This is a genomic window from uncultured Bacteroides sp. (assembly GCF_947632445.1).
Lineage (GTDB): Bacteria > Bacteroidota > Bacteroidia > Bacteroidales > Bacteroidaceae > Bacteroides.
This window is the reverse complement of record NZ_CANRPM010000003.1, coordinates 1-23,893: the sequence shown is the minus strand read 5'-3', so window position 1 is coordinate 23,893 and position 23,893 is coordinate 1. Positions and strand designations below refer to the sequence as shown.

The following is a 23,893-nucleotide window of genomic DNA, read 5'->3' as shown; positions in this document are numbered from 1 at the left end:
TATGCATCTTAGTAAACCGAACAAAGCCATACTGATGAGGGAACTGAAAGACTATTTCATGATTACTCTCGGACTTACCAGCTATTCACTGGCATGGGCAGCTTTCCTGCTTCCCTATCAGATTACGACAGGTGGAACTACAGGTATCGGGGCCATCATTTATTATGCCACCGGCTTCCCTATCCAGTACTCCTACTTCCTCATCAATGCCGTACTGATGACCTTTGCTATCAAAATACTGGGCCCAAAATTCAGCATTAAAACAACCTATGCCATCTTCATGCTGACCATTCTGCTGGAATTCTTCCAATGGTTAGTGAAGAACCCCGACGGTACATTTCCACAATTATTGGGGCCGGGACAGGACTCCATGGCCTGCCTCATCGGTGCGGTTATGTGCGGTTTAGGCCTCGGTATCGTGTTCAACTGCAACGGAAGTACGGGCGGAACGGATATTATCGCCGCCATCATCAACAAGTATCGCGACGTGACGTTAGGGCGTATGATTATGGCTTGCGACATCGTTATCATCAGCTCATGCTACTTCATCTTCCATGACTGGCGTCGTGTGATATTCGGTTTTGTGACGTTGTTCGTCATCGGCTTTGTACTCGACTACGTCGTGAACAGTGCCCGCCAATCGGTTCAATTCCTTATTTTCTCCAAAGAATACGAAAAAATAGCCGACCGCATCATCAAGGAAACCCACCGCGGCGTGACGGTACTCGACGGTATAGGCTGGTATAGCAAGGACCACGTCAAGGTACTGGTCGTTCTTGCCTACAAGCGTCAGTCTGTCGAAATCTTCCGTCTGGTCAAGGACATCGACCCAAATGCCTTTATCTCGCAAAGTTCAGTCATCGGTGTATATGGCGAAGGGTTCGATAAACTGAAAAAAAAATAATTTCTATCAAGAATATGAAGAAATATGTTTTTGCAACTAACAATGCCCACAAGCTGGAAGAAGTAAAAGACATCGTAGGTGACAAGATAGGAATTCTCAGTATGAAGGACATCAACTGCCAGACAGACATTCCCGAAACGGCTGACACCTTAGCAGGAAACGCCTTGATAAAGGCACGATATATTTACGAAAACTATCACATGGACTGCTTTGCCGATGATACCGGCCTCGAAGTAGAGGCGTTGAACGGTGCGCCAGGCATCTATTCGGCCCGTTATGCAGGCGATTCCCACAACTCCGAAGCCAATATGAAAAAGTTGCTTCAGGACTTGGAAGGCATAGAGAACCGCAAAGCTCAGTTCCACACTGTTTTCGCCCTGATTATCGACGGAAAAGAACATTTGTTCGAAGGCATAGTTCGAGGAAAGATTACTAAGACACGAAAAGGAACTTCCGGCTTCGGCTATGACCCCATCTTCGTGCCCGAAGGCTATACCCAGACCTTTGCAGAAATGGGTAATGCAGAAAAGAACAAAATCAGTCACCGAACCAAGGCTACACAGAAGCTTTGCAAATTCTTAAAGTCCATTTGATTTAACGTGGATTCGATGAATTATTAGCGAAAAAATGAAACCGGAGACGCCGTCACTAATATTGTTGAATTTACATAGTAAAAGCCATCCGTGTTTAATTTCACGGATGGCTCCTGTTATATGAAGTTCGGTGTACATGTCAGAAGTCACAAAATGGCCACTTCCGACAGGTGTCGAACTTTTCCTGATACGAATAACTATTCTTGTTACCCCCTGCTCGATTAACCTCCTCGTTCTGAGCTAATATTGAATTCATATTGAGAGACATTCAGAGTGATGGAGCCTGGTAACGTTCGCTGTTCACCGATTTCGTTGACATTTTCGCTGAGTGAATAGTTAAAAGTTCCCTCAAAACCCAAAATGATTTTTTTATCCTCGCGAGCGAATCCGGGTGTACGGAACGTGCCGCCCGAAGAGAAATAAGATGACGTGCGGTTGGAATACAGAAGGGATGTGTAACCATACCCCATACATCCGATAGTTCCCTGTTCGCAAAATCCACCGTTAAGCGGATATTCTTCATCAATTTTGTTGGTGTCTCTTGACCATATCATAATCTGTATATAGTCGGAACTCGTAAGATAAATCTGAAATCTCCATCCATTGCCGTATCCGCCGTAGAACATTGTACCATTATGGTCAATGCTAACGCTACCTTTTATAAAATTATCATTGGTGTATGTGTCGTTTTTAGAATCGTATGCATATTGGTGCGGCTTTTCGGTCCGCTTCCCGGAAAAGTTCACGATATAGGCGTTGGAACCGGCAATGAGTTTTGCAGTAACACCGTCTGAAGCAATGTCGACATCGCCATAAGAGATGGTTTCTTTTACATTTGTTTCGGCATCAATGAGATACGATAACGAGTTATAATAATTGAATTCACCATCTCCAGGAGTATATATACCATTGGGAATCGTCCCTTGCTGGCTATCACAGTAGAGTTTAAGAAATAATCCTTTTCCAGTACCTCCCCACTGCCCGCCATCGGTATAAGTGACATCATTTTCAGAAAGGGCCAGAACCGCAATATCGTATCCCGGATGTCCAAGCGCCGTACCGTCATAAAAATACGCCTCGCCTTTTCCAGCCTTTAAAGTATGTCCTTCATCGGTAACGCCGATGACAATATCCCGGCTTTGTCCGTCTTCAGTATGAATGCTGAGTCTGGAAATACCTCCCTCAACTGCTGAAATTTGAGATCCCGAGACCGAAACAGCATTCTCATTCCCACTCGTAATGGTGTACTGAGTGCTTTCTGGAACAATTTGCAAGGTCGGAACATTGCCCCTCGTACCCTTTTCCATGAATGCATAGTCATCTACTATGATGGAGGAGTGAATCGTGGCTGTGACCTTGTCGGTTAAATCGCCGGCTTTGGCTGTAAATTCGACGCTGCCGACTCCTACGGGAATAATTCTGTTATTCTCATCGACATAGGCAATTTCGGGATTACTCGACTCCCACTCGATTTTCGAAGAGACGGGTCGCACGGCCACAGTGAATTCCTCCTCATCGGTGAAAGCCAACTCGATGTTTCTCGGTGAAACATTCAACCGTGTAACGATCGGGTCGTCCGTTTCGGAATCCTTATAAATAATCTCGCTATTGTCGTCGCAGGAGCTGCCGAACCCACCTGTCATCAAGCCCAGCAACATCCATAATCCTGTTTTATGTATTCTCTTAATCATCTTTTTTAGTGTTTTAATACATTAGTCATGTACAAGAAAATAAACATCGGAAATACTGGTATAAAATATTCTGATTCTCACCCTATCCACTTTTTTGCTCGGGTCTATCCCAAAACTTGTTTTCATATTTACGGTATACACTACATTACTCGCACTCGCATAGAATCCTTTACTTTTGAAAGTAGTTTCTCCTTCCGCTTTCGCCAAAACATAGAAATAATAGCCACAATTCATTACAGATATGTGTGAGAGATATTGAGGTTCATTGAATTCTATTTCCACCGTGGAATCACCGTAAAAGTCCCACCACGTGTCCGGATTTTGGTCGAAAGCCAATTCGTATGTGGTGTCAGTCGGTTTGGTGCTGCCAGTAATGGGGATTACCTTATATTCGCCAGGTGTCAACAAACGACTTCCCTCATAGTATTCACCTGATGGCGGATTGATTTGAAAAACAAGACAGAGACTTGACTGATTTTCGCTCAGGCTGACCGGTGAGTCCGCATCCAGCGTAAAAGAGAGTGGCAATATGTATTTCCCCGGATCCCACAGGATATCCATATTGGGGACAAACCGAATCACGGCCTCTTTTTGACCGGCCGCGATAGTGGCATGACTACCCTCTAACGTGTACCACTCTGACGGAAGGAGTCTGTAACCAGTCTCTTCATCCAATTCACGTTCGCCATTGTACTGTTCTACAAACTTATCGGCATCGGTACTTAAGGCAAGAGTACCTGAGACCTGTGTTTTGACAGGAAAAGTCGTGCGGAAAAAGAAGTCGGTCTCTGCATTCGCACCACTTGAGATCTTCAGCTTTTTTTCACCATTGAATACTAACTTGCCATCTTGCTCCAACAATTCTCCGTATGACATTGAGAGTTTGAAGAGGGAACCGTTGGGATAACTCACGCCCGTGGTGATATATGCTTTTTGGTATTGATCCATATTGCCCACATATATCTCTTCCAGATCGTCGTTACAGGCACCAAGCGTGAACGCCAGCACTGCGATTCCCGCCCATGCGAGATATTTCTTGTTCTGTATCATAATTTTAGATTTCATAATGGGTAATTTCATCTATTGGTTCACATTCAAAAGGTCTGCGCCGTCGGTGGTGCGTAGCGAGATTAGCGCGTCGTCGTTCTTCGCCTTGCCCCATGAGAAAACGTTTACAATATTTGAATATTTGGATCCTTCTATGTCGTCGTACATGCGGAAGGAACTTTCATCGAGGTCGTGCCCGTTGCCAGTGGCATCGTGGAACACGTACCCTTCGCCTTCGTTAAGTTTATAGTAGGCGAAGAGACCTTTGGCTTTGGGATTGACGCTGTACTTGCTGCGCTTGATGTCACCGATGGAACGAGCGACCGTCCATATCCGGTATTCGCTGTACCCGATAGGCGAGGGGTGGTGTGTGGAAGCAAAATTGAAGCCGTCGAATTTAGTAGGCTCTTGCCACAGGGGGTTAACCACACTGGCCATTTCCACGCCGTCGAGATAGGAGGTAACTTTGTCATTGTTGCAGACATAGGCGAAATGATGCCACCGCCCATCGTTCACGGGATCGGACCACAGCCCTTTCTCTACACTGAATCCTGCGGCTTGGAACGAGCCGTGCAGGTGGATATCCATGGCATCTGAATACGCATAGGGACGTACATAAAGGCTGCTGGGATCTCCGTTAATCCATGCAATTTCTTCACCGTAAGCTTGATCCGTCTTTGTACGGTTGAGAGTAAAATGAAACTCCACCGTCCACGTATTCGTGGCAGGGAAATCATTTTTTGCCCAGCGCCATACGATGTCGTGGCTGCCCTTGATAATGAATACCGGCACTTCAAAATCTTGTTGAAATGCATAGAGCACTGTTTTTTGTTTTTCAAGTACCGGAATATTCTCCGAAACATTCACAATAGAGAGCGGCAAGGCATATTGCGTCATGTCATTAGCGGCTACGTTTTTGAGTTGCACGGGGAATACAACCGTATTCTGACCCGCAGGAATCGTAACCTCCATGCGTCCATCAAGCAGCTTGCCGTCCGAATCTACAAATGACCAGTTTTCAGGAGGCAGAACTTGCAGGGCTTCATCGAATTTGACATTATGGTCGGCAAGTACCTGCTCATCTACAGCCAGTGTGACCTTTACGGGATGCTCCAGGGGACTCGTCATCTTCAGGGCCACGTTGAACTGACGGTCACCCATCCGTGTGGTAATACAGTCGTAACTGTCACGATTTCCGGCATCCACCAGATAGATGGCATTGTCAAGTGCCGGATTTTCGGCATTGTCACAACCAATGATGCAGGTCAGTGACAAGCATTCGAAAAGCATATAAAAAATATTTTTTTTCATATTCCTCATTTTTTTCTTTTATTTTACTGCCGGATTCATAATCTGTATACAATCCCGCAGTTGGCCATAGAAGGAATTCCAACCTGGAGTATTGTATGCATTATTGATCAGATAGGCTCCAATACCTCCTTTGGGAACATATTTGCCGTTGACTATGGGCTGCCAGCGGGCCATACCCTCGAACGAACCGCCTATGTAATCCGGGTCGTTGACGGTGGTGACATTATTCGACGTGGAAATGGGTTTCGTTCCGTCACGCAGAGTCCAGTTGCCGAAACCGTAATAAGTCTTGCCCTCGTAAGTATAGCTTCTTTCGAAGGTTTCCAGAAGAATCGTGCGTTTGGCAATTTCCTCCTCTTCCATATAGGGAGAAAAAGCACTTACGGTCGCCTTATAACGTGAATCCATATTTGCTTCAGTAAGGCTGGTTCCGCCCGACCCATAGGCTTGGTGCGCGAAGTAATCGAAATAGATGCATGCTTCAGGAGCTTGCAGGCTCTGCGGCACGCCGTCAATAATAAAAATTTTGTCCCCTAATCCCTCGCGCATACGTTTGGCAAAGGCCAGTGTACGGTTATGTGCCTGTTCCTTCGTGATGTTACCCTGATCGCCGATGATATCGCCGACATTGTCTCCTACCGAATACCCGTATTCGAAATCCCAGTCGAAACCGTCGAGATGAAGCACCTCATTGATGATGTAGCAGAGCGAATCGGCATAGAGTTCTACAGCCTTGATGGCCCGTTCTTCCATGGCAGGGGTGTTATTCTTACCGTCATTGACATCCATGCCCCAAAAGGCCCGGCGTGCGGATTGCCAGTCGGTATAAGTTCCCACTTCACCTGTATAGCGATCTTTGATGAGTGCGGGAGTTTCTTCTGAGGCGTTCTTCACGAAGTCTGGAGAAATCTGTGTGCCTACGCTGTGGGCGATGAAGACCATCAGGCACTTCAACCCCTTTTTCTCTTGCGCCATTTTCAGGTCGGCTATCTGTTCCTCATTGTATTCGAAGCCTGCACCCCACATTGACACGATATCCATGCTGTCGGGCAGCCCCATCAGAGAGTGTGCATAGCTTGACGAAGCTCCTCCAAATCCCTGGTAGTAGCCAAACATAATCTCATGTTCCGTATTGCGATAGGCACGCAGGTTGGCGTAATAATCGTCTTTATTTACATTTGATGTCAGGTCGGTAGGGAATTTTTGCTCGATTTCCGTCCAGTCACTACACGAGACAGATACGATCACCGCTACTACTGTCCATATTACATGGTTTATAATCCTTTTCATTTATATATAATTTTATTACTTTCAATTGATTGCGTTATTTAGCCCACCAGAGTTTAGTCGCAAAGTCATCAGGTCCCGACAACATGGTCAAGGCCTCATTGAGATTGGCTGTATTATTCTTTGCCTCCTCCTTCGAGAATATTACCCGGTTCAAGACAACCAAACCGTTATATTCGCTGGGAACTTTGGAAAATACGGGCAAGAATACAGGAAATCCCGTGCGGCGATAGTCGCACCATGTTTCATGTCCCAGAGGATACATGGCGATATATTTCTGCGTGATGATACGTTGCAGCTCGTTGCCGTCTGCTTCCCATTTAACATCCACGTCAGTAGCAAGTGACGCATTCTCACTACCCACATAATCCTCGTATCTACTCGGTCCTTCACTGCACTCCAGGTATGTGTCGACACCCTGGACCTTCCACTGTTCGAATGACAGGCGGATGCCCTCTCTGTAAAAATCTTCAGCAGTCCTTTCTTCGAATCCGGGCCACATGTATGCGCACTCGGCACGCAGGAAGGCTACTTCGCTGGCAGTCAGTAGAGGATAGTCATCGTCGGTATTGACTTTGGGACGTGAAATCTTCGACTCGATGTCGGTTCGGCTCATTCCAGATCCGGCACGCAACCCGAAGTAGACGTCCTCTCCGTCAATCTCAACCTGATTGAAATAGGCGGCGCGGCGCGGATCATTGTAACCGTTCATGTAACACAGCAAATCTGCGGCAGCGAACGTATCAATATAGTTGTATGCCATTACATAAAGCTTGCTCGTCAGCTGTGTCATGCGACCGATGACCATGTGAAGGAACGCACTCTCCGCATTCGATTCGATTACACCACCCTGGACAGCCTTCTGTGCATACTCTTTGGCCTGTACAGGAGCGACATTGCTGATGCGCACGGCCAGACGTAACATCAGCGAATTGGCGTATTTGAGCCATTTCGTGTAATCGCCCCCGTAAATACGGTCGAAATTATCAATAGTGATCATACGGTCATTGTCGATGCAATCCTTTAAATCATCAATAGCTTCGCTCAATTCGCTAAGCATTGTTAAATAGACTACGTCGTCATCATCGTAAGGAATATAGAGGTCCAAGTCAGCGGGATCGATCTTCGAATAAGGAATCGGACCATACATATCGGCCAGTCGGTGCATGGTAGCCACCCGCAAAATGCGGGCGATGGCATATACGCTGTTGGTGGGATCCTGTTCCGTAAATTTCAGAACACTGATATAGGAGGTATAGAAACGGAGCGTACTGGAGAAGGGGTTGTTGAGCCATTGCGGACCGTCATACCTGAAGCACGAGAAGTCGCCCGTCCATTTTTGGGTGGAGGAGGGACCGCCCGCGTTGCTCATCAGCATACGACCGCAAACATCGCCCAATAGACTTTCACAGTGCTGGAAGCTGCCGTTATCGTCTTGCGGAACGACCATCATCTCCATGGCGGGAACCATCGAACCGTTCAGGTTGTTGTCCCGATTCAGTTCCTCTTCTGTAAGCCCTCCGTTGGGCCAGTTTATTTCTGAGAAGTTATCCGTGCAGGCAGCTGTCAAACATGCAATTACGGAAAACAACATCAAAATTTTTAAGTCTTTCATTTTTTTGTCTTGTTTAAAGGATTGCTATAATTCGACCTTCAGACTGAACCCAAGGTTGCGCAGGCTCGGAGTCATGAGATAGTCGATATTCTGGTTATACGTACCTGTAGAAAAGGCTACTTCGGGATCGAACGGAGCCTTGCAGTAAATCATCCACAGATTCCGGCCGATGAACGACACGGTCATTCTCATCTTGTCGCGGAACCACTTGCGCGGCAGCGTGTAGCCTAAGGATAACTCTTGCAGACGCACAGTCGTGGCATCATAGGTGTATGCCTGAGTCAAACCACTGTTGGGGTTTGCAACCACCCCGTAATAAGCCTCGGCATCAATATAACCGTCGTTGACTAAAATACCGCCGGCATCACGAACTTCAGCTGTAGTCTTCGATACACCGTATTGGTCCATAAACATTTGCGTATAGGATGTTGCCAAACCACCCAGACGTGCTGTGAAAAGGGCACTTAGCGTGAGACCTTTATAACTGAACGTGTTTGTCCATCCGAGGTTGCCCGACGGAAGAGTCGTACCCAATTTGCGGGCTTCCGCCAACTCCTCAAGTTCGACATTATTGGTCGACGGGTCAATGTAAATATGTCCCTCGTTGTCACGCCTGAAGTCACGTGATGCGTAAATATCTCCCATGGTACTGCCTTCCTTTATGGGGTTGTTTCCCGAATTTATACTTACATCGCTCGGATAATAGGTCTTGTCGGTCAACGGATCGTAATAGGAATCGAAAAGCTTGGTAATGCGGTTGCGATTCATGCTGTACGAAAGGTGGGTGCTGAACCCGAAATCATGCCATTGGTTTTCGTAGCCCACAGACAATTCGATTCCCTGGTTGCGGACATTACCCGTCTGCATGTACATGTAGGAGTAACCGCCGGACGCAGCCGAGAGAGAGACGGGGATTGTCTGTTTTTTGGTGTTGGACAGATACCAGGTCAGGTCAATGTTGATGTGCTTGAGAAGTTTTGCCGTAAAACCGACCTCCCACGAATCCGTTTTCTCTGGATAAAGTCTTGTCAAGGGGCGATACGCCGGAACATTGGCGGTCGAGCCGTTCCATGTATAGTACGTTTCTGTCAAATTGCGCGGCAAGGGCGAACCCACGTCGGCAAACGAACCGCGGACTTTCAGATAGTTTATCCATTCGGGCATGGGCAACAATTCTGAAAGGATGCCCGAAACTCCCACGGAGGGGAAAAAGTAAGAAAGTTGCGACGTATTCGAGAGTGTGGACGACCATTCGTTACGTGCGGTCACAGTCAGATAAATGGCATTCTTGAAACCCACTTCAAGGTTGCCAAACAGGGCGTATTCGCGTTGTCTCCAGCCATCGTAACCTGCACCGCTCATGTCCTTGTATAGATTGGAGAACATAAAGACATTGGGCAACATCCCCAAAGGACCGGAATAGGAATTCGACTCGTAGCTTTGGTGGTTAAAGCTGGTACCGATGTTGGCCGAAAGGGAGACCATGTCGCCGAAGTTCTTGTTGATATTCAACATGGCATCACCATATAACGTCTTGTCCTGCGAGGAAGAAAAGGCATAGTAACCTGTTCCGTTAGGATCGGTGATGTCCGAAGATACACTGGTCGCATTGACCTTACGTTCCGATTTCGTGACAGTGTTGTCCACCCGAATACGTCCCGTGATGTTAAGCCAGTCGAGAATGTCATACGACAAACTGGCATTGAACATATAACGGCTTTTGTCCGTCTCACGCAACTTACGGTACATTTCCCAATAGGGATTTTCGGCATAGGTCGTACCTACGGCATTTGCTCCCCACGGCCAACGCTGTTCATAAATATTGCGTGAGGAACTCCACTCCTCGTAAGCGCGGACTTCATTGAAATCTTCCCCGCGCGGCCACATATAAACCACAGCAATCGGATTCTGAAATCCTCCAGAAGCGACAGGATTTTTCTGGTTCTGAATAATGTAGTTTGCTCCCACATCAAGCGTCATCTTGTCCTTGAGGAACTTAGTGGTGTTTCGGAACGTGAAGTTATAACGGTTATAACCGCTGTTCGGTACGATGGCGGCAGAATTATCCGTGGCGACCGACAGATAAGTCTGGTTACGCTGATTGCCGGTGGACAGTGTAACGGCATTGCTGATATTTGTACCCGTCCGGAAAAAGTCGGCAGGATCGTAAGGCAGGGCAGTATCCTTGGCACCCCAGCTGGCAAACGTACCACGGGCATTGCCGTATGTATCCTGAAACTCCGGCATCATCAGTGGCGAACTGAAAGTGGTGTTGTGTGTATAGGTCACTTTCGTCACCCCTTCCGAACCTTTTTTCGTCGTGATGAGAACCACACCGTTTGCAGCACTCGAACCGTAAAGCGCCGCAGCGGACGGACCGCTCAGCACAGAGATACTCTCAATATCTTCAGGGTTAATGTCAGCAATCCCCTCAGTGTTGGGCTGGCCTACGGCGTTTAGCTCGGCAACACCTGCGGCTGTATTGGAACCCGAGGATGCATTATACATAGGGATACCATCTATTACATAGAGGGCATTGTTGCTGCCGGTCAGCGACTTTACACCGCGCATGACGACACGTGCGGGTCCACCAGCGCCGTTAGCCGCGCTGTTGATCTGTACGCCCGCAACCTTTCCAACCAGTGAATTCATGAAATTGGCATCCTTTACGGTTGTCAATTCATTTCCTTTCACTTCCTGAACATTGTAACTCAACGCCTTGGTTGCACGTTTGATTCCAAGTGCGGTAACGACCACTTCGTTCAGCATTTGCGAGTCCTCTGTAAGGACGATTTTCATCGGCTGGGTATCGGTGACTGTGACTGCCTGGGGAACATAACCGATATAGGATACTTCAAGTATGTCACCTGGGGCAGCCAAGATTTTGAAATGTCCGTCCAGATCGGTGACGGTACCGTTTGAGGTGCCTTTTACAAGGATGCTCACGCCGACCAACGGTTCGCCGTTCGCATCGGCCACTGTCCCGTTTGCCGTAACGGGAGTCTTTTTCTGCTGCTGGTTCTCTTTTGCTGAAGAAAGTACAGACATGGAAGTTTGTCTCTCTATTTCCAATGCAGTGCCTAAGGGTACTTCCAACAGGTCAAGAGTGCTACTCCTTTCTTCCCCGCGAGCCGAGGCCAGACAGGAGATTAGCAAAAGGAAAAATAACAAGTAAGTGAACTTGTGCTTCATAATTTCTTTATCTTATTTTATTCTTTTTCATTTAGAAACAGGTTTAACAGTTTAAGCTTGAAAAGGCATATATGATGCCGTTTTCATAATAAGGTGCGTCTCTGGTTTTCATTGCAATAAGATTTGGTAACGTTAAAAAATCTGACGACTTATATTCTGCAAGGACCGGACAATTTCTTTTCATCCCAAACGGTGCAGGCAATAATCTTCATACAAATATACTAAATAATGATTACTACATCAAACTTTAATCGCGTAAATTATCAAATTTTAACAACCTGCCGTGCTGTGGTGAAAATCTGCTGACTTGTATTCTGCAAGAACTGGGCGATTTCTTCTCATCTCAAACGGCAGGCAATAATCTCTATGCAAATATATTAAATTAATAACTATTATATCCAACTTTTACTATGCAAATTATCAAACTTTAACAATCTAACGATACTACGGAGAAAACTTATTCAGTGCCCTAAAAGGTTTACCACAAAACGGTACTGCGAAAGTATTTAACGTGAATTCGACGAAATTAGTGGAAACGCAAGTATTCCGTCAGTAAAGCAACCCTGCCCTATTTATTGCTATTTCCACTCACTATTCCCTTACTCCGCCACGCAGCACTTCCTGAAGTCCCGACACAGTGCTGCGTGAGGGTGTCATGCAGTGCTGTATGGGGAGGAGACGAAGCACTTCGTCAGAGGGTCGGTAAACACGGCGTCAGGACGGAAGGAATTGCCCATGAAAAAAGACGGAAGAAAAACGAGGTTTTGGCACGGGTAAAATAGTCCTGTCACACCAATTTGCTGATATACAGCCGGTTGCTGCGACACGTGACAGGGCCGTGCAAACTTTTTTGAAATATAATAAAAAATACCCTGCCTTTAAAGGAAAGGTATTTTTTATTTTTCGCGGAAATATTTACCAAAGGCCCTAAGGTGTCGCACTAATTTATTGATAATCTGTCACTTGGTGTGACAGGACTATTTTGGGCCTCCCGAATCTTTCCAAAATGATTAAAATTCGACGGGCCGTTAATTTATATCCACAGGTGCTGTCGATATATAACAATACTTTGGGCACGCAACTTAGTAGCCCATCATGGCGCATCCATACCTATATTTGAGTAAAATTAGCAGGATATTTGAGTAAATACGGAATAAGATTTGAGTAAAACGTTTTTTAGTTTTGAACATTTTGCATACCTTTGCAGTGAACAAATAAGTGAGTTATGTATAGGAGAGCGCAATTCGACGAGCTGGCAGCACGATTGGCAGAGCCGCGCAGGATGATTCAGGTAATATGCGGCCCGCGTCAGGTCGGAAAGTCGACAATGGTAAAACAGGTGTTGCAGAAAACCACCATCCCCCATACGGCGGTTTCGGCGGACAGTATATCCGAAGAGAACACGGCGTGGATTGGGGAGGTATGGGAGACGGCACGGGCGCGCATGCGTATCGGCAGACACGCGGAGCATCTGCTCGTCATCGACGAGGTACACAAGATAGATAACTGGAGCGAGGAGGTCAAACGGCAATGGGATACCGATACATTCAACGAAGTAAACTTGAAAGTCGTCCTGCTCGGCTCATCGCGCCTGCTGCTCAAAGACGGGCTTACGGAGTCGCTGGCCGGGCGCTACGAGATGATACGAATGCCCCATTGGAGTTATAGGGAAATGCACGACGCCTTCGGGCTGGACGTCGAGCACTACATCTTCTTCGGCGGCTATCCGGGCGGAGCCCCGCTGATGAAGAATGAGACCCGTTGGCGCAGGTATATAAAAGACAGCATCATCGCGCCTGCTGTCGAGCGCGATATACTGACGACAAAAACCGTCTATAAACCCGAATTGATGAAACAGCTCTTCGAGTTGGGCTGCACCTATTCGGGCGAGGAGATATCGCTGACCAAGTTGCTCGGGCAGTTGCAGGACGCGGGCAATGTTACCACGCTGGCAAACTACCTGACGACACTTGCCGAATCGCAGTTGTTGTGCGGTCTGCAAAAGTATGCCAACGACAACGCCCGCAAATACAACTCAGTCCCCAAACTGTATGTATATAATACCTCATTGTTGAGCGCTTTGTCGGGTGTTACGTTCGAGAAAGTATATACTGCGCCGAAAGAGTGGGGCCGCTGGGTGGAGAGTGCGGTCGGTGCGCATATACTTAATTACGCCGAGGAACAAGACTACAGGGTGTATTACTGGCGGGACAGAGACAAGGAGGTGGATTTCGTAATTGAGAGTAACCGGCAGTGTGTCGCCATTGAAGTCAAGAGCGGATGGCGGACAACGAATGCCGGCTTGCCGGAGTTCGTCAAGCGGTTCAATCCGGTGTATTCGCTTGTCGTCGGGTCGGGAGGGGTTCCCGTAGAGGAGTTTTTACAGTGGAATATCAGCGAACTGTTTTAGCGGCAGAATCGAATAGCGGCTTCGCGACCAAACATTCGGCAGGAATCGGTAACGACTATTTCGACGACTGACATTCAAAAGTTCGGACTGTTGAAACTTTTCCAAACTTTTCGTCTGCAACAAGGTATTATCCAACATTATTGACTACTTTTGTATGCCATAAATAGATTTTATTATGAAGCTTAACAGGATAAAGCCCGTATTGGAGGAGCGGGGCATCTCTCAGACATGGCTTGCCAAACGTCTGGGCAAGAGTTTCGGGATAGTGAACGCATACGCTTGCAACCGTATTCAGCCGAGTTTGGAAGTATTGTTGCAGATTGCCGAGATTTTGCAGGTCGATATAAAAGATCTTATAACCGACAAAAACGAACGTTAAAACGGCAGAGCACATGGATGTACAATTCATAACGAACAAGGAACTTGTATTGTCGGAGATTATCAATTCGATTCTGTCGAAATGCGATAATGCCTACTTTTTGGTGGGCTACTTCTATTTCTCCGGCTTTGGCGAACTGCATGAGAACTTGAGAAATGTCAATCTCAAAGTTCTTGTCGGTTTAGAGGTAGAGCGTAACATCATAAACGGCATCAAAGAGGTCGAAAATTTTACGACTCCGAATAAATCGCGTGATCAGGTACGCAACGATTTATACGAAGGTTTTGTCGATATATATAACAATACGGATTTCTTCGATTCCGAAGAGCAGACCGCCAAATTCCGTCTGTTCTTGGAAAAAATCGAAAACGGAACATTGGAAATACGCAAGACATTAGAACCGAATCATGCCAAACTCTACCTGTTTCAAAATCGGGAAGCCGACACCGTCTGCGGCACATTCCCGGGTACGTTGATTACCGGTTCGAGCAACTTGTCGCATGAAGGGTTAAAGAACCGCTTGGAGTTGAACGTCATATTGCGTGATAAGGCGAACTACACAGAGGGTAAGGCCGTATTTGACGAACTGTGGCAGACATCTGTTGCGATTGTCGATGCAGAACATCTCAATGAATTCAAAGACAAGGTTATCAAACATATCTGGTATGAAAAACTCTACTCCCCGTACAAGATGTTTATACGTGTACTGCACGAATACTTCAACATACCGACAGATGAGAATATCCTGACACCGAGCGATATCACCAACGGTGCATATATGAATCTGAAATATCAGGTCGATGCGGTACAACTGGCATTGAATTCCATCCGAAACCACGAAGGCGTCATTATCTCTGATGTGGTGGGGCTTGGCAAGAGTATCATCGCAGCGACCGTTGCACGCAATTTGCGGTTGCGTACCATTGTCATCAGCCCTCCGCACCTGAAGTCCCAATGGGAAGAGTATAAAGACCAGTTCGGACTTACAGCGACCGTGTTTAGTACCGGCAAGATAGAAGATGCCATCAACCATTACAAAATGATTGTCCAGCCGCAGAAGAAGTTCTTGATTATTGTCGATGAGGCGCACAAGTTCAGAAACGAATATACGCTGGATTACAGCCTGCTGCATGACCTCTGTATGGGCAACAAGGTGATGCTGCTGACCGCCACGCCGTTCAACAACCGACCGGATGATATTTATGCGATGCTTAAACTCTTTCAGATACCGAGTAAATCCACGCTTAAAACCGTTGAGAATTTGGGCATAACGTTCAAGGAGTTGATATCGCGTTACAAACAGTTGACAGATACCCGGCACAAGAAAACGTCGCCATCGCCTGACGACATCAAAGCAGAGGCAGATGACATTGCCAAAAGCATCCGTTCGATCATCTCGCCGTTAGTGGTGCGCCGGTCGCGTCTCGACCTCCAAGAGATACCGGAATATCGCGAGGATTTGAAGCGGCAGCATATTACGCCGACTATTCCCGAACCGCCCGTTCAATTGGAATACGATTTGGGCAACATTCGGGATTTGTATCTTCGGACGCTCAGTCAAATATCGCCAGACGAGGAGGAGATAAAGAAAAACAAAAACAAGCCGGATTTCTGCTACTATAAAGGAGCGCGATACAAGCCGACCGACTATGTTGTAAAGGACAAGGCGCTGCGCGACAAATTCAGCAAGGAATTGGAGGAGAAAATGGGCACGGACTTGGGTATGTTAATGGGTCGCCAAAGCAATGTATCCGACTTTATGCGCCGTATGTTGGTGCGCCGTTATGAAAGTTCGACAGCAGCTTTCCGCAAATCGCTCAATGCAATGATTGAATCGTCGGAGCACATATTGAAATGGATAGAAAAGAGCAATAAAGTACCCGTGTATAAAAAGGGTACCCTGCCCGATGTTGATGCGTTTTATAAATCGACCAACGACGAGGACCTTGAGGAAATATCCGAAATATTCGAGAAATACCAGGAGCGCGGATTCTTTGAAATCGACATGAAGTATATCCGGCGCGATGACTTTGTCAAGGATATCGAGACAGATTTGGCTCTGCTGAAAAAGATTCGCAGCGAATGGTTTACGGAAGTTACGACGGGAAAAAGCACCCGATACGACATTCAGTTCGACTACAAACTCGACACTTTCCGCCAGCTGCTGAAAAAGCTGCGCGAGGAAGACCCTGTGCGAAAGATTATCGTGTTCACGGAGTTCGCCGATACAGCCGACTATCTGGGTAAAGAGTTGGCGGATAATAATTTGGGCGTATTCAAATACACCTCCAAAGATGCTTCGCCGACGAACAAAGAGATTATCCGCACCAACTTCGATGCCGGCATAAAGCCGCAGTACCAGCGCAACGACTACCAGATATTGATAGCCACCGATGCCATATCCGAAGGGTATAATCTGCATCGGGCGGGCACCATTTTCAACTACGACATTCCGTATAATCCCACACGGGTAATACAGCGTATCGGGCGTATCAACCGCATCAATAAAAAGATGTTCGACAAGCTCTATATCTACAACTTCTTCCCGACGGATATAGGCGAAGCCGAGACGCACACGAAGCAGATTTCCACGCTAAAAATGAGGATGATTCATGCCATTATGGGCGAAGATACCCGGGTACTGACCGCCGACGAAGAACCGAATGCCTATTTCAAGAAGCAGTATATGGAGGAACTTGCCAAGAGCGAGGAACGTTCGTGGGACACGAAATACCGCAACCTGCTGAACCAACTAAAAGAGACGGAAGTGTGTAAGGAGGCACTCGCCATACCGCACCGTGCACGGATTGGCAGAGTGGTCGAAAAAACGCACAAGGGAATGCTGCTGTTCGGCAAAAAAGGCAACGACTTCGTATTCAAGATAGGTGCCGACACCGACGAACCGCCCGTCATGCTGACGGCAGAGCAGGCATTCAGTCTGTTCGAAGCCGAAGAGTCGGAAGAACCCGTAGCGATGGATAAGGGGTACGACAAAGTGTATCAGCACGTAAAGAGGCGGCTGTTCCAGAGCGGAAAGTCCGATGAATACGAAAAGTCGCAGATAAAGGCACGCGACAGAATCGACCTGTGGATAGAGAATAAGGTGCTGCCCCAAGATTATCTGGAAGATCTGTTGAAGGTGCTCGACGACGGCGGTCTGACCGGCGAGGAAATTCGCTTCATCAATAAGCAGACGACCAAGAGTGCCGACAAGGTGACGGAACGAATCTCGCAGGAGTATTTGAATCGTGTAAGAACAAAAATAAACAAAGTATCGGAGGGCGATGAAACGTTGATTCTCGCCGAACAACTCAAATAACAGGAATTATGATGGATTTTAGCAAAAAGTACAATCGGGACGAATTTATGAAGTTCCTGCAAAATGAATTTCTGCCGGAAGATGTTTCCTTTACAACCGACCCGGAAGTGGAAAAACAGGAGAAAACCAAATATATCAAAGCGATTACCAAACTGGGGACTTGTCCGTCGCTCAGACTTGCGGTGTACGAAGCCCGCCACACTTCCCCTAACGATGCCCGCGTCGGCTTGTCGAAAGAGATTTTCCGTTTCATGGATAATAAACGCGAACGCAGGGCGTTGGTGCTGTTCGTGCCGGAGGAGAACGGGGCAAATTATCGTTTCTCGCTCATTTCCATTGATTTGCGCGAAACGAAAGATGGAAAGATACAACACGGCTACTCCAATCCTCGCCGCTACTCCTACTATCTCGGAGAGGGCGTGGCACACCGCACGCCCGACGACTATCTGAAAAAGAGAAGCCGCGTAAAGGACGCCGATGATTTGACATCGCGTTTCGCCGTAGAGATTCTCAATAAAGCCTTTTTCGACGAATACAAAGGACAGTACCAGAAGTTCTGCAAGTTCCTTAATGAAAATCCCGAAATGCGCCGGAGTTTTCAGGATTTCTCGGACAACGGCAAGGCGATTCGTGATTACGTCAAGAAGATGCTGGGGCGCATCGTCTTTCTCTATTTCGTCCAACGCAAGGGATGGCTCGACGGCAACTACCGTTACATGAGCGACCTGTTCGCCCATGCGGCGGCAGACGTACAGTCCGATTTTCTCGACCGCGTACTGGAACCCATGTTCTTCGGGCTGTTGAATACGCCCAAAGCGGAGCGGATAGCCCACGCCGAGAAAAACGGTTGGGATTTCTCGCTGATTCCCGGTTGGGAAAATATCCCCTATCTGAATGGCGGCTTGTTCGAGCAGGACGAAATAGACAAATGTAAATCGGTATTTCCCAAAGAGTACTTTGCAGCTCTCTTCGACTTCTTCGACACCTATAACTTTACTATCGACGAGAACGACCCCGATGACAACGAGGTGGGTATCGACCCCGAGATGCTGGGGCATATCTTCGAGAACCTGCTCGAAGACAATAAGGACAAGGGCGCGTTCTATACGCCGAAGGAGATTGTGCAATATATGAGTCGCGAGAGCATCATACAGTATCTGAAAACACACGAGCCTGATGCCCGATATGCCGAAGTCATTGAACATCTGATTCGGAACGGCGAAGTGGATAAAGAGCTGCAAGACAAAGCGACCGCAGTGCAGTTCACCAAATGGCTGTCGGAGGTTAAGGTCTGCGACCCGGCTATCGGTTCGGGCGCATTTCCCATGGGCGTACTGAATGTGCTGTACCACTCCCGCCAACTGCTTTACGGTTTTACAAAGGCAAACACCGCATTCTCTCCCGCAGAGGTGAAGCGCGAGATTATTCAGAACAACATCTACGGCGTGGACATCGAACAGGGCGCGGTGGATATTGCCCGTCTGCGTTTCTGGCTGTCGCTGGTTGTCGATGAAGATAGACCGCAAGCCCTGCCCAACCTCGACTATAAGATTATGCAGGGCAATTCGCTACTGGAAAGTTTTATGGGTTATGATTTAAGCCGTCTCCTCCCTATAAACAAAGACGGCAAGACAAGCAAACGGGCAACCCAGCCTTCGGCGAACGACATACAGATACGACTTGTATTCGAGCTGGAGCAGGATTCCATTGCCGAAATTCAGCGGTTGATGCGGCTGTACTATTCGCCTGAAAAACACGAACAGAAGGAACAGTTGAAACGGGAGATTGACACGCTGGTCAAAGAGCATATCGTGATATGTAGCGGCAACACGCCGGCGGTGCGTGAAGCAGTCGATCGGATAGCCGACAACAACAAACCTTTCTTCCTGTGGCACCTCTATTTTGCCGACGTTTTTCAAAAAGGAGGTTTCGATATTGTTATCGGCAATCCACCGTATGGAGCTAATATCGACGCCTCCGCAGAAATTCTAAAAAAAACATATCCTCGTACATCTCATGGGTATATTGATGTATATAAGTTCTTTTTTGATAGGTCATTAAGTTTATTACAGAATAATGGAGCATTATGTTTCATTACTCCAAATACATTTTTGCGCCAACCTCGTTACCAGGATATCAGAGATTTATTACTTGAAAATAACATTTTGATATTGAACGATTTGGGTGAAGATGTTTTCGAGGCGGTAGTTCCAACCGCTATATCGCTTGTCCAAAAAGCAAGAAATAAAAACAATTGTGTATTTTTTGCTGATTTAACAAAGGAGGAGAATATTAAGACTGCCATTGAGCGTATTTCCTATACAATAATACAACAGCAAAATTTCCAATCGACAGCAAATCACATTTTTATTCGTGATATTAGAGAGAAACGAGATAATGAATTTCTACTGGAAGAAATCCTCAACATGAAAGATGCAGGAATTAATTATCAACGTGTTAAAGTAGGTTTGGCACAAAAGGGTAAATCTGATTTAAGTTCACGTTTGTTGTATGAAGGAACGAAAGAATCTGATGAACACATAATGTTCTGGAAAGGTGCTGATATTGATGAATTTTTTGTTGCAAACAAAATAGAAAGATATGTCAGACCAAATATTTCTCTCGCGTCTAACGAAAGGATTATATTAAATTCTGAATATTTCAGTATTTCTCCTAAATTGATATGGCGACAGACTGCTCCATATCCAATCTGCACTATTGATTATAGAGGGGTATGGTTCGGCAGAAGTATTCAAGGAGGAATAATTAAATCGGAATTCAAATCGATTGTTTCCTATGAATATCTATGTGCATTGCTGAATTCAAAGTATATACGCAAATTATATGAGAACAATGTAAAAGAGGAAGGACGGGTATTTCCACAAGTAAAACTGCAAAAGTTAAAGTCGTTACCAGTTATTATACCGGAAAACCAAAGTCCATATATTGATTTGGTTAAAACTATTATAGGTTTTAAACAAGAGAACCCAGATACTGATATTTCCGACTATAAAAGCAAAATAGATTTGATGGTTTATCGACTATATGGACTTACTTATGACGAAGTGAAAATCATCGACCCCGCCACCCCCATAACCCGTGAAGAATACGAAAACTTTAATTTATAACAACTATGAATAAAGAAACCATCAAAGGTGTGATTATTGGTGTAATTAGCAGTTTAATTGCATCTGGAATTTTTTATCCCATTACAAAAAAATGGTTATGGAACTACAATTGTCCTGTTTGGCTTTGGCTGTCAGTAACAGTCGGAGTATGTCTGATATATAAATTAATCAAGTGTTTGATTTTTAGAAGAAGATTGAATGACATCCTATCAGAATACAAAGAAGGGGTCTTCGGTGATTCCTTTCCATATACTTGGGAGTATAAAAAAAGTTATGGACCTTATAGTGTTTATGGATATGAGCCATACAACATCAAGATTAAAGAAGAAACCAAAGAAAAACGATCTAAGCCAGACATCTATTTATTCGGGCACGATGTTCCAGAAGACGCATTAAAGCGTTATATACAATTATATGTAACATATAAGATGAATAAAGGGCTACAAGCGTATATCCTACCAACTTTAAAGTACCTCGACTATACCCAAGATTCTCAAAAGCACCAAATTCTCTATTAAGACCAATCGGATAGAGTGAACCATATCGACCGATAATATGAACATGTAGGTATTTATATCGTGAAATTATCATTTTATGGATGATTATTTGTTGCAAAGCACATATTTTATACCGCAAATATAGGTTATTATATTGTTCTATGCAACATTTGTTGATAACAATATAGATACAAAAAAACTGCGCATCCAAAGTTCTTCATCTGACTTTAGAAGCGCAGTTTCTTTGTGAATTACAGCTTTTTCAGAAAATCATAATCCCAACTGTGCCGATATATCAAGCATGCGTTTAATGGGACGAACCGCCTTTTCGGCAATAGCAGGATCGACCGTAATTTCAGGAGTTTCATCCTTCAGACAATTATAAAGCTTTTCCAGCGTGTTCAGACGCATGAAGTTACATTCATTACATCCACAAGTGCTGTCCATAGGAGGAGCAGGAATAAAAGTGGTCTGCGGACACTTTTTGCGCATCTCGTGCAAGATACCTGATTCAGTAGCCACGATATATTCTTTTTCGGGAGAAGCTACAGCATACTTTAGCAGAGCAGCAGTCGAACCAATGACATCGGCCAGCTTCAGCACGGCGCCCTTACATTCAGGATGAGCCAATATAATAGCTTGGGGATGCTGTTTCTTGATTTCAATCATCTTTTCAACTGAGAATTGCTCGTGTACATGGCAGGCTCCATCCCATATCAACATATTGCGGCCAGTCACGGAATTGATATAGCTACCCAAGTTTCTATCGGGCCCAAAAATGATTTTCTCATCTTTAGGGAAGCTTTCTACAATCTGACGGGCATTGGTAGAAGTGACAACTACATCGGTCAATGCCTTGACGGCGGCTGTAGTATTGACGTAAGAAATAACCGTATAGCCCGGATGTTCTTTAACAAACTTTTCAAACGCATCGGCAGGACAGCTGTCAGCCAATGAACAGCCGGCAGCCATGTCGGGTACCAATACCTTCTTGTCAGGACAGAGCACCTTGGCCGTTTCGCCCATGAAATGAACACCGCACATCACAATGATGTCGGCTGTTGTCTTGGCGGCCTGTTGAGCCAACGCCAAGCTGTCGCCTATGTAGTCGGCGATCTCCTGTATTTCACTCCGTTGGTAGTAGTGCCCCATGATCAGGGCGTTCTTCTCTCTCTTCAGTCGATTGATAGCTTCTATGAGATGATTCATAATAAATATTTTATTATTCTTTTTTCTTAAAAGTCTCTATAATACTAATGATAAGCGGTTAATACTGTGGACAAATAAATACGATTTTTCTTGTTTATGAAGTTATTAGTCTCTTCTGTCCGTTTATCCCATGTTTATCAACGGGCAGGAAAGAGATTAGTTTTTGAAAATAAGCATTCTTTTGTTTTGTATTAACTTTCTGTTTATAGGTTGCAAAGTTAATAACTTTTGAGTGATTGCCCGTATGAGTGATGCTGAAAAATCTGTTTAAGATTGCTTTAAAAGTAAATGCTAACTTTTTTGTGATATTCATAATTCAGGGTGTATATGGTTTCTTTTGAATTATGCAAGGAAAAGTTTTCATTTTCTTTTCCTCCGGTTTCCACATGTTTTCAACGGTTATTAACTGCTATATGAACGGAAAGAAGTATCTTTGGCATGGAATATAAAACAAAATGGTATGGAGCATCGCAAATTGAAGATTACCGAACTGAACCGCATCAGTGCCGAAGAGTTCAAGAAGGCGGATAAATTGCCTTTGGTTGTAGTGCTTGACAATGTACGTAGTTTGCACAATATCGGTTCAGTCTTTCGCACATCCGATGCTTTTCGTGTAGAGTGTATCTATCTGTGTGGCATCGCGGCTGTTCCTCCTCATCCTGAAATACATAAGACAGCATTGGGTGCCGAATTTACAGTAGACTGGAAGTATGTTGATAATGCGATAGAAGCTGTTGATAACCTCCGTCAAAAAGGATATATTGTTTATTCAGTGGAGCAGACTGAAAATAGTATTATGTTGGAAAACATACGGTTGGAGCAGGGAAAAAGGTATGCCGTAGTATTGGGAAACGAGGTAAAAGGTGTTCAACAGGAAGTGATAGATCATAGTGATGGTTGTATTGAAATTCCTCAATACGGTACCAAGCATTCGCTGAACGTATCGGTGGCGGCAGGTATCATTATCTGGGATTTGTTCAAACAGCTCAAGAGGGTAGTGTAAAATAAACTGTGTCACGCATTATTTCTCAGTAGAGAACTCATCGGTCGGGGAACGGCCAGCGCCAAGGGGCGGGACCACCCGTTCCGACGAGCGTAAAATTACAATAATTTAAATCGCTCTCCAAACTTTATGGCTAATTGTTGCGAGATTGTAGCCCAGTTAGCCAGTGGCATGGTCCACTTCTTCCGTATATTGCGGTATGCAAGATAAACCAGTTTTTCAAGGGCTATAAAGGATGTAAATTAAACTGTGTCAGCAAAGAGAAGAAATAAAATATTAACTTTGCTAACACAGTTTTTTTGTATGAA

At 45.6% G+C, this 23,893-nt stretch carries 15 protein-coding genes and 1 pseudogene; 8 read left to right on the top strand and 8 right to left on the bottom strand.

Features of this window, described 5'->3' with window-relative positions; genetic code table 11:
• Position 1: 1 nt before the first annotated feature.
• Together Q0Z70_RS01140 and Q0Z70_RS01135 are read left to right on the top strand one after the other, a co-directional pair.
• On the top strand, positions 2-904 hold the full coding sequence (locus tag Q0Z70_RS01140) for a YitT family protein (RefSeq protein ID WP_298071838.1): 903 nt from the start codon (positions 2-4) through the stop codon (positions 902-904).
• Positions 905-918: 14 nt separating this feature from the next.
• A complete protein-coding gene (locus Q0Z70_RS01135) occupies positions 919-1,497 on the top strand; it encodes a non-canonical purine NTP diphosphatase (RefSeq protein ID WP_298071836.1) in 579 nt (192 codons plus the stop codon).
• 221 nt (positions 1,498-1,718) lie between these two features.
• Here Q0Z70_RS01135 and Q0Z70_RS01130 read toward each other — a convergent pair whose 3' ends face one another.
• From Q0Z70_RS01130 to Q0Z70_RS01105, 6 genes are read right to left on the bottom strand one after another with little or no spacing between them, the layout of a single operon-like run.
• Complete coding sequence (locus Q0Z70_RS01130; RefSeq protein WP_298071834.1) at positions 1,719-3,188, bottom strand: Ig-like domain-containing protein; 1,470 nt, start codon at positions 3,186-3,188, stop codon at positions 1,719-1,721.
• A gap of 21 nt (positions 3,189-3,209) precedes the next feature.
• A complete protein-coding gene (locus Q0Z70_RS01125) occupies positions 3,210-4,238 on the bottom strand; it encodes a DUF1735 domain-containing protein (RefSeq protein WP_298071832.1) in 1,029 nt (342 codons plus the stop codon).
• A gap of 30 nt (positions 4,239-4,268) precedes the next feature.
• A complete protein-coding gene (locus Q0Z70_RS01120; RefSeq protein ID WP_298071830.1) occupies positions 4,269-5,546 on the bottom strand; it encodes a DUF1735 domain-containing protein in 1,278 nt (425 codons plus the stop codon).
• A gap of 18 nt (positions 5,547-5,564) precedes the next feature.
• Positions 5,565-6,836 (bottom strand): glycoside hydrolase family 18, encoded by a 1,272-nt coding sequence (locus Q0Z70_RS01115; RefSeq protein ID WP_298071828.1) that lies wholly within the window; start codon positions 6,834-6,836, stop codon positions 5,565-5,567.
• Between the two features lie 34 nt (positions 6,837-6,870).
• Positions 6,871-8,448 carry a SusD/RagB family nutrient-binding outer membrane lipoprotein gene (locus Q0Z70_RS01110; protein ID WP_298071826.1) on the bottom strand — a complete coding sequence of 526 codons (1,578 nt, stop codon included), beginning with the start codon at positions 8,446-8,448 and terminating at the stop codon, positions 6,871-6,873.
• Positions 8,449-8,472: 24 nt separating this feature from the next.
• Entirely contained in the window at positions 8,473-11,640 is a 3,168-nt protein-coding gene (locus tag Q0Z70_RS01105; RefSeq protein WP_298071824.1) for a SusC/RagA family TonB-linked outer membrane protein, read from the bottom strand.
• 1,225 nt (positions 11,641-12,865) lie between these two features.
• Between Q0Z70_RS01105 and Q0Z70_RS01100 the strand changes: the two genes are divergently transcribed.
• The 5 genes from Q0Z70_RS01100 to Q0Z70_RS01080 all read left to right on the top strand — a co-directional run bounded on the left by Q0Z70_RS01100 (position 12,866) and on the right by Q0Z70_RS01080 (position 21,394).
• Positions 12,866-14,050, top strand: coding sequence for an ATP-binding protein (locus Q0Z70_RS01100; protein WP_298071822.1), 1,185 nt, complete (start codon positions 12,866-12,868; stop codon positions 14,048-14,050).
• Positions 14,051-14,225: 175 nt separating this feature from the next.
• Positions 14,226-14,429, top strand: a complete 204-nt coding sequence (locus Q0Z70_RS01095) for a helix-turn-helix transcriptional regulator (RefSeq protein WP_298071820.1) — start codon at positions 14,226-14,228, stop codon at positions 14,427-14,429.
• A 13-nt stretch (positions 14,430-14,442) separates the two neighbouring features.
• Positions 14,443-17,748: a helicase-related protein gene (locus Q0Z70_RS01090; protein ID WP_298071818.1), complete on the top strand. Its 3,306-nt coding sequence runs from the start codon at positions 14,443-14,445 to the stop codon at positions 17,746-17,748.
• An 8-nt stretch (positions 17,749-17,756) separates the two neighbouring features.
• Positions 17,757-20,876, top strand: coding sequence for an N-6 DNA methylase (locus Q0Z70_RS01085; protein ID WP_298071816.1), 3,120 nt, complete (start codon positions 17,757-17,759; stop codon positions 20,874-20,876).
• Between the two features lie 5 nt (positions 20,877-20,881).
• Positions 20,882-21,394, top strand: a complete 513-nt coding sequence (locus tag Q0Z70_RS01080; protein ID WP_298071814.1) for a hypothetical protein — start codon at positions 20,882-20,884, stop codon at positions 21,392-21,394.
• Positions 21,395-21,643: 249 nt separating this feature from the next.
• Here Q0Z70_RS01080 and nadA read toward each other — a convergent pair whose 3' ends face one another.
• Complete coding sequence (gene nadA / locus Q0Z70_RS01075; protein WP_298071811.1) at positions 21,644-22,582, bottom strand: quinolinate synthase NadA; 939 nt, start codon at positions 22,580-22,582, stop codon at positions 21,644-21,646.
• Between the two features lie 460 nt (positions 22,583-23,042).
• On the opposite strand from nadA, the gene Q0Z70_RS01070 reads away from it, so the two are divergent.
• Positions 23,043-23,585: an RNA methyltransferase gene (locus Q0Z70_RS01070; RefSeq protein WP_298071809.1), complete on the top strand. Its 543-nt coding sequence runs from the start codon at positions 23,043-23,045 to the stop codon at positions 23,583-23,585.
• 98 nt (positions 23,586-23,683) lie between these two features.
• Here Q0Z70_RS01070 and Q0Z70_RS01065 read toward each other — a convergent pair.
• A pseudogene (locus Q0Z70_RS01065) lies at positions 23,684-23,812 on the bottom strand (IS256 family transposase); the annotation flags it as partial.
• Between the last annotated feature and the right edge of the window lie 81 nt (positions 23,813-23,893).

Excerpts from the sequence above, each read along its gene's own strand:
- Q0Z70_RS01140 (WP_298071838.1), top strand. The coding sequence starts at position 2 with ATGCATCTTAGTAAACCGAACAAAGCCATACTGATGAGGGAACTGAAA.
- Q0Z70_RS01135 (WP_298071836.1), top strand. The coding sequence starts at position 919 with ATGAAGAAATATGTTTTTGCAACTAACAATGCCCACAAGCTGGAAGAA.
- Q0Z70_RS01130 (WP_298071834.1), bottom strand. The coding sequence starts at position 3,188 with ATGATTAAGAGAATACATAAAACAGGATTATGGATGTTGCTGGGCTTG.
- Q0Z70_RS01125 (WP_298071832.1), bottom strand. The coding sequence starts at position 4,238 with ATGATACAGAACAAGAAATATCTCGCATGGGCGGGAATCGCAGTGCTG.
- Q0Z70_RS01120 (WP_298071830.1), bottom strand. The coding sequence starts at position 5,546 with ATGAAAAAAAATATTTTTTATATGCTTTTCGAATGCTTGTCACTGACC.
- Q0Z70_RS01115 (WP_298071828.1), bottom strand. The coding sequence starts at position 6,836 with ATGAAAAGGATTATAAACCATGTAATATGGACAGTAGTAGCGGTGATC.
- Q0Z70_RS01110 (WP_298071826.1), bottom strand. The coding sequence starts at position 8,448 with ATGAAAGACTTAAAAATTTTGATGTTGTTTTCCGTAATTGCATGTTTG.
- Q0Z70_RS01105 (WP_298071824.1), bottom strand. The coding sequence starts at position 11,640 with ATGAAGCACAAGTTCACTTACTTGTTATTTTTCCTTTTGCTAATCTCC.
- Q0Z70_RS01100 (WP_298071822.1), top strand. The coding sequence starts at position 12,866 with ATGTATAGGAGAGCGCAATTCGACGAGCTGGCAGCACGATTGGCAGAG.
- Q0Z70_RS01095 (WP_298071820.1), top strand. The coding sequence starts at position 14,226 with ATGAAGCTTAACAGGATAAAGCCCGTATTGGAGGAGCGGGGCATCTCT.
- Q0Z70_RS01090 (WP_298071818.1), top strand. The coding sequence starts at position 14,443 with ATGGATGTACAATTCATAACGAACAAGGAACTTGTATTGTCGGAGATT.
- Q0Z70_RS01085 (WP_298071816.1), top strand. The coding sequence starts at position 17,757 with ATGATGGATTTTAGCAAAAAGTACAATCGGGACGAATTTATGAAGTTC.
- Q0Z70_RS01080 (WP_298071814.1), top strand. The coding sequence starts at position 20,882 with ATGAATAAAGAAACCATCAAAGGTGTGATTATTGGTGTAATTAGCAGT.
- nadA (WP_298071811.1), bottom strand. The coding sequence starts at position 22,582 with ATGAATCATCTCATAGAAGCTATCAATCGACTGAAGAGAGAGAAGAAC.
- Q0Z70_RS01070 (WP_298071809.1), top strand. The coding sequence starts at position 23,043 with ATGGAGCATCGCAAATTGAAGATTACCGAACTGAACCGCATCAGTGCC.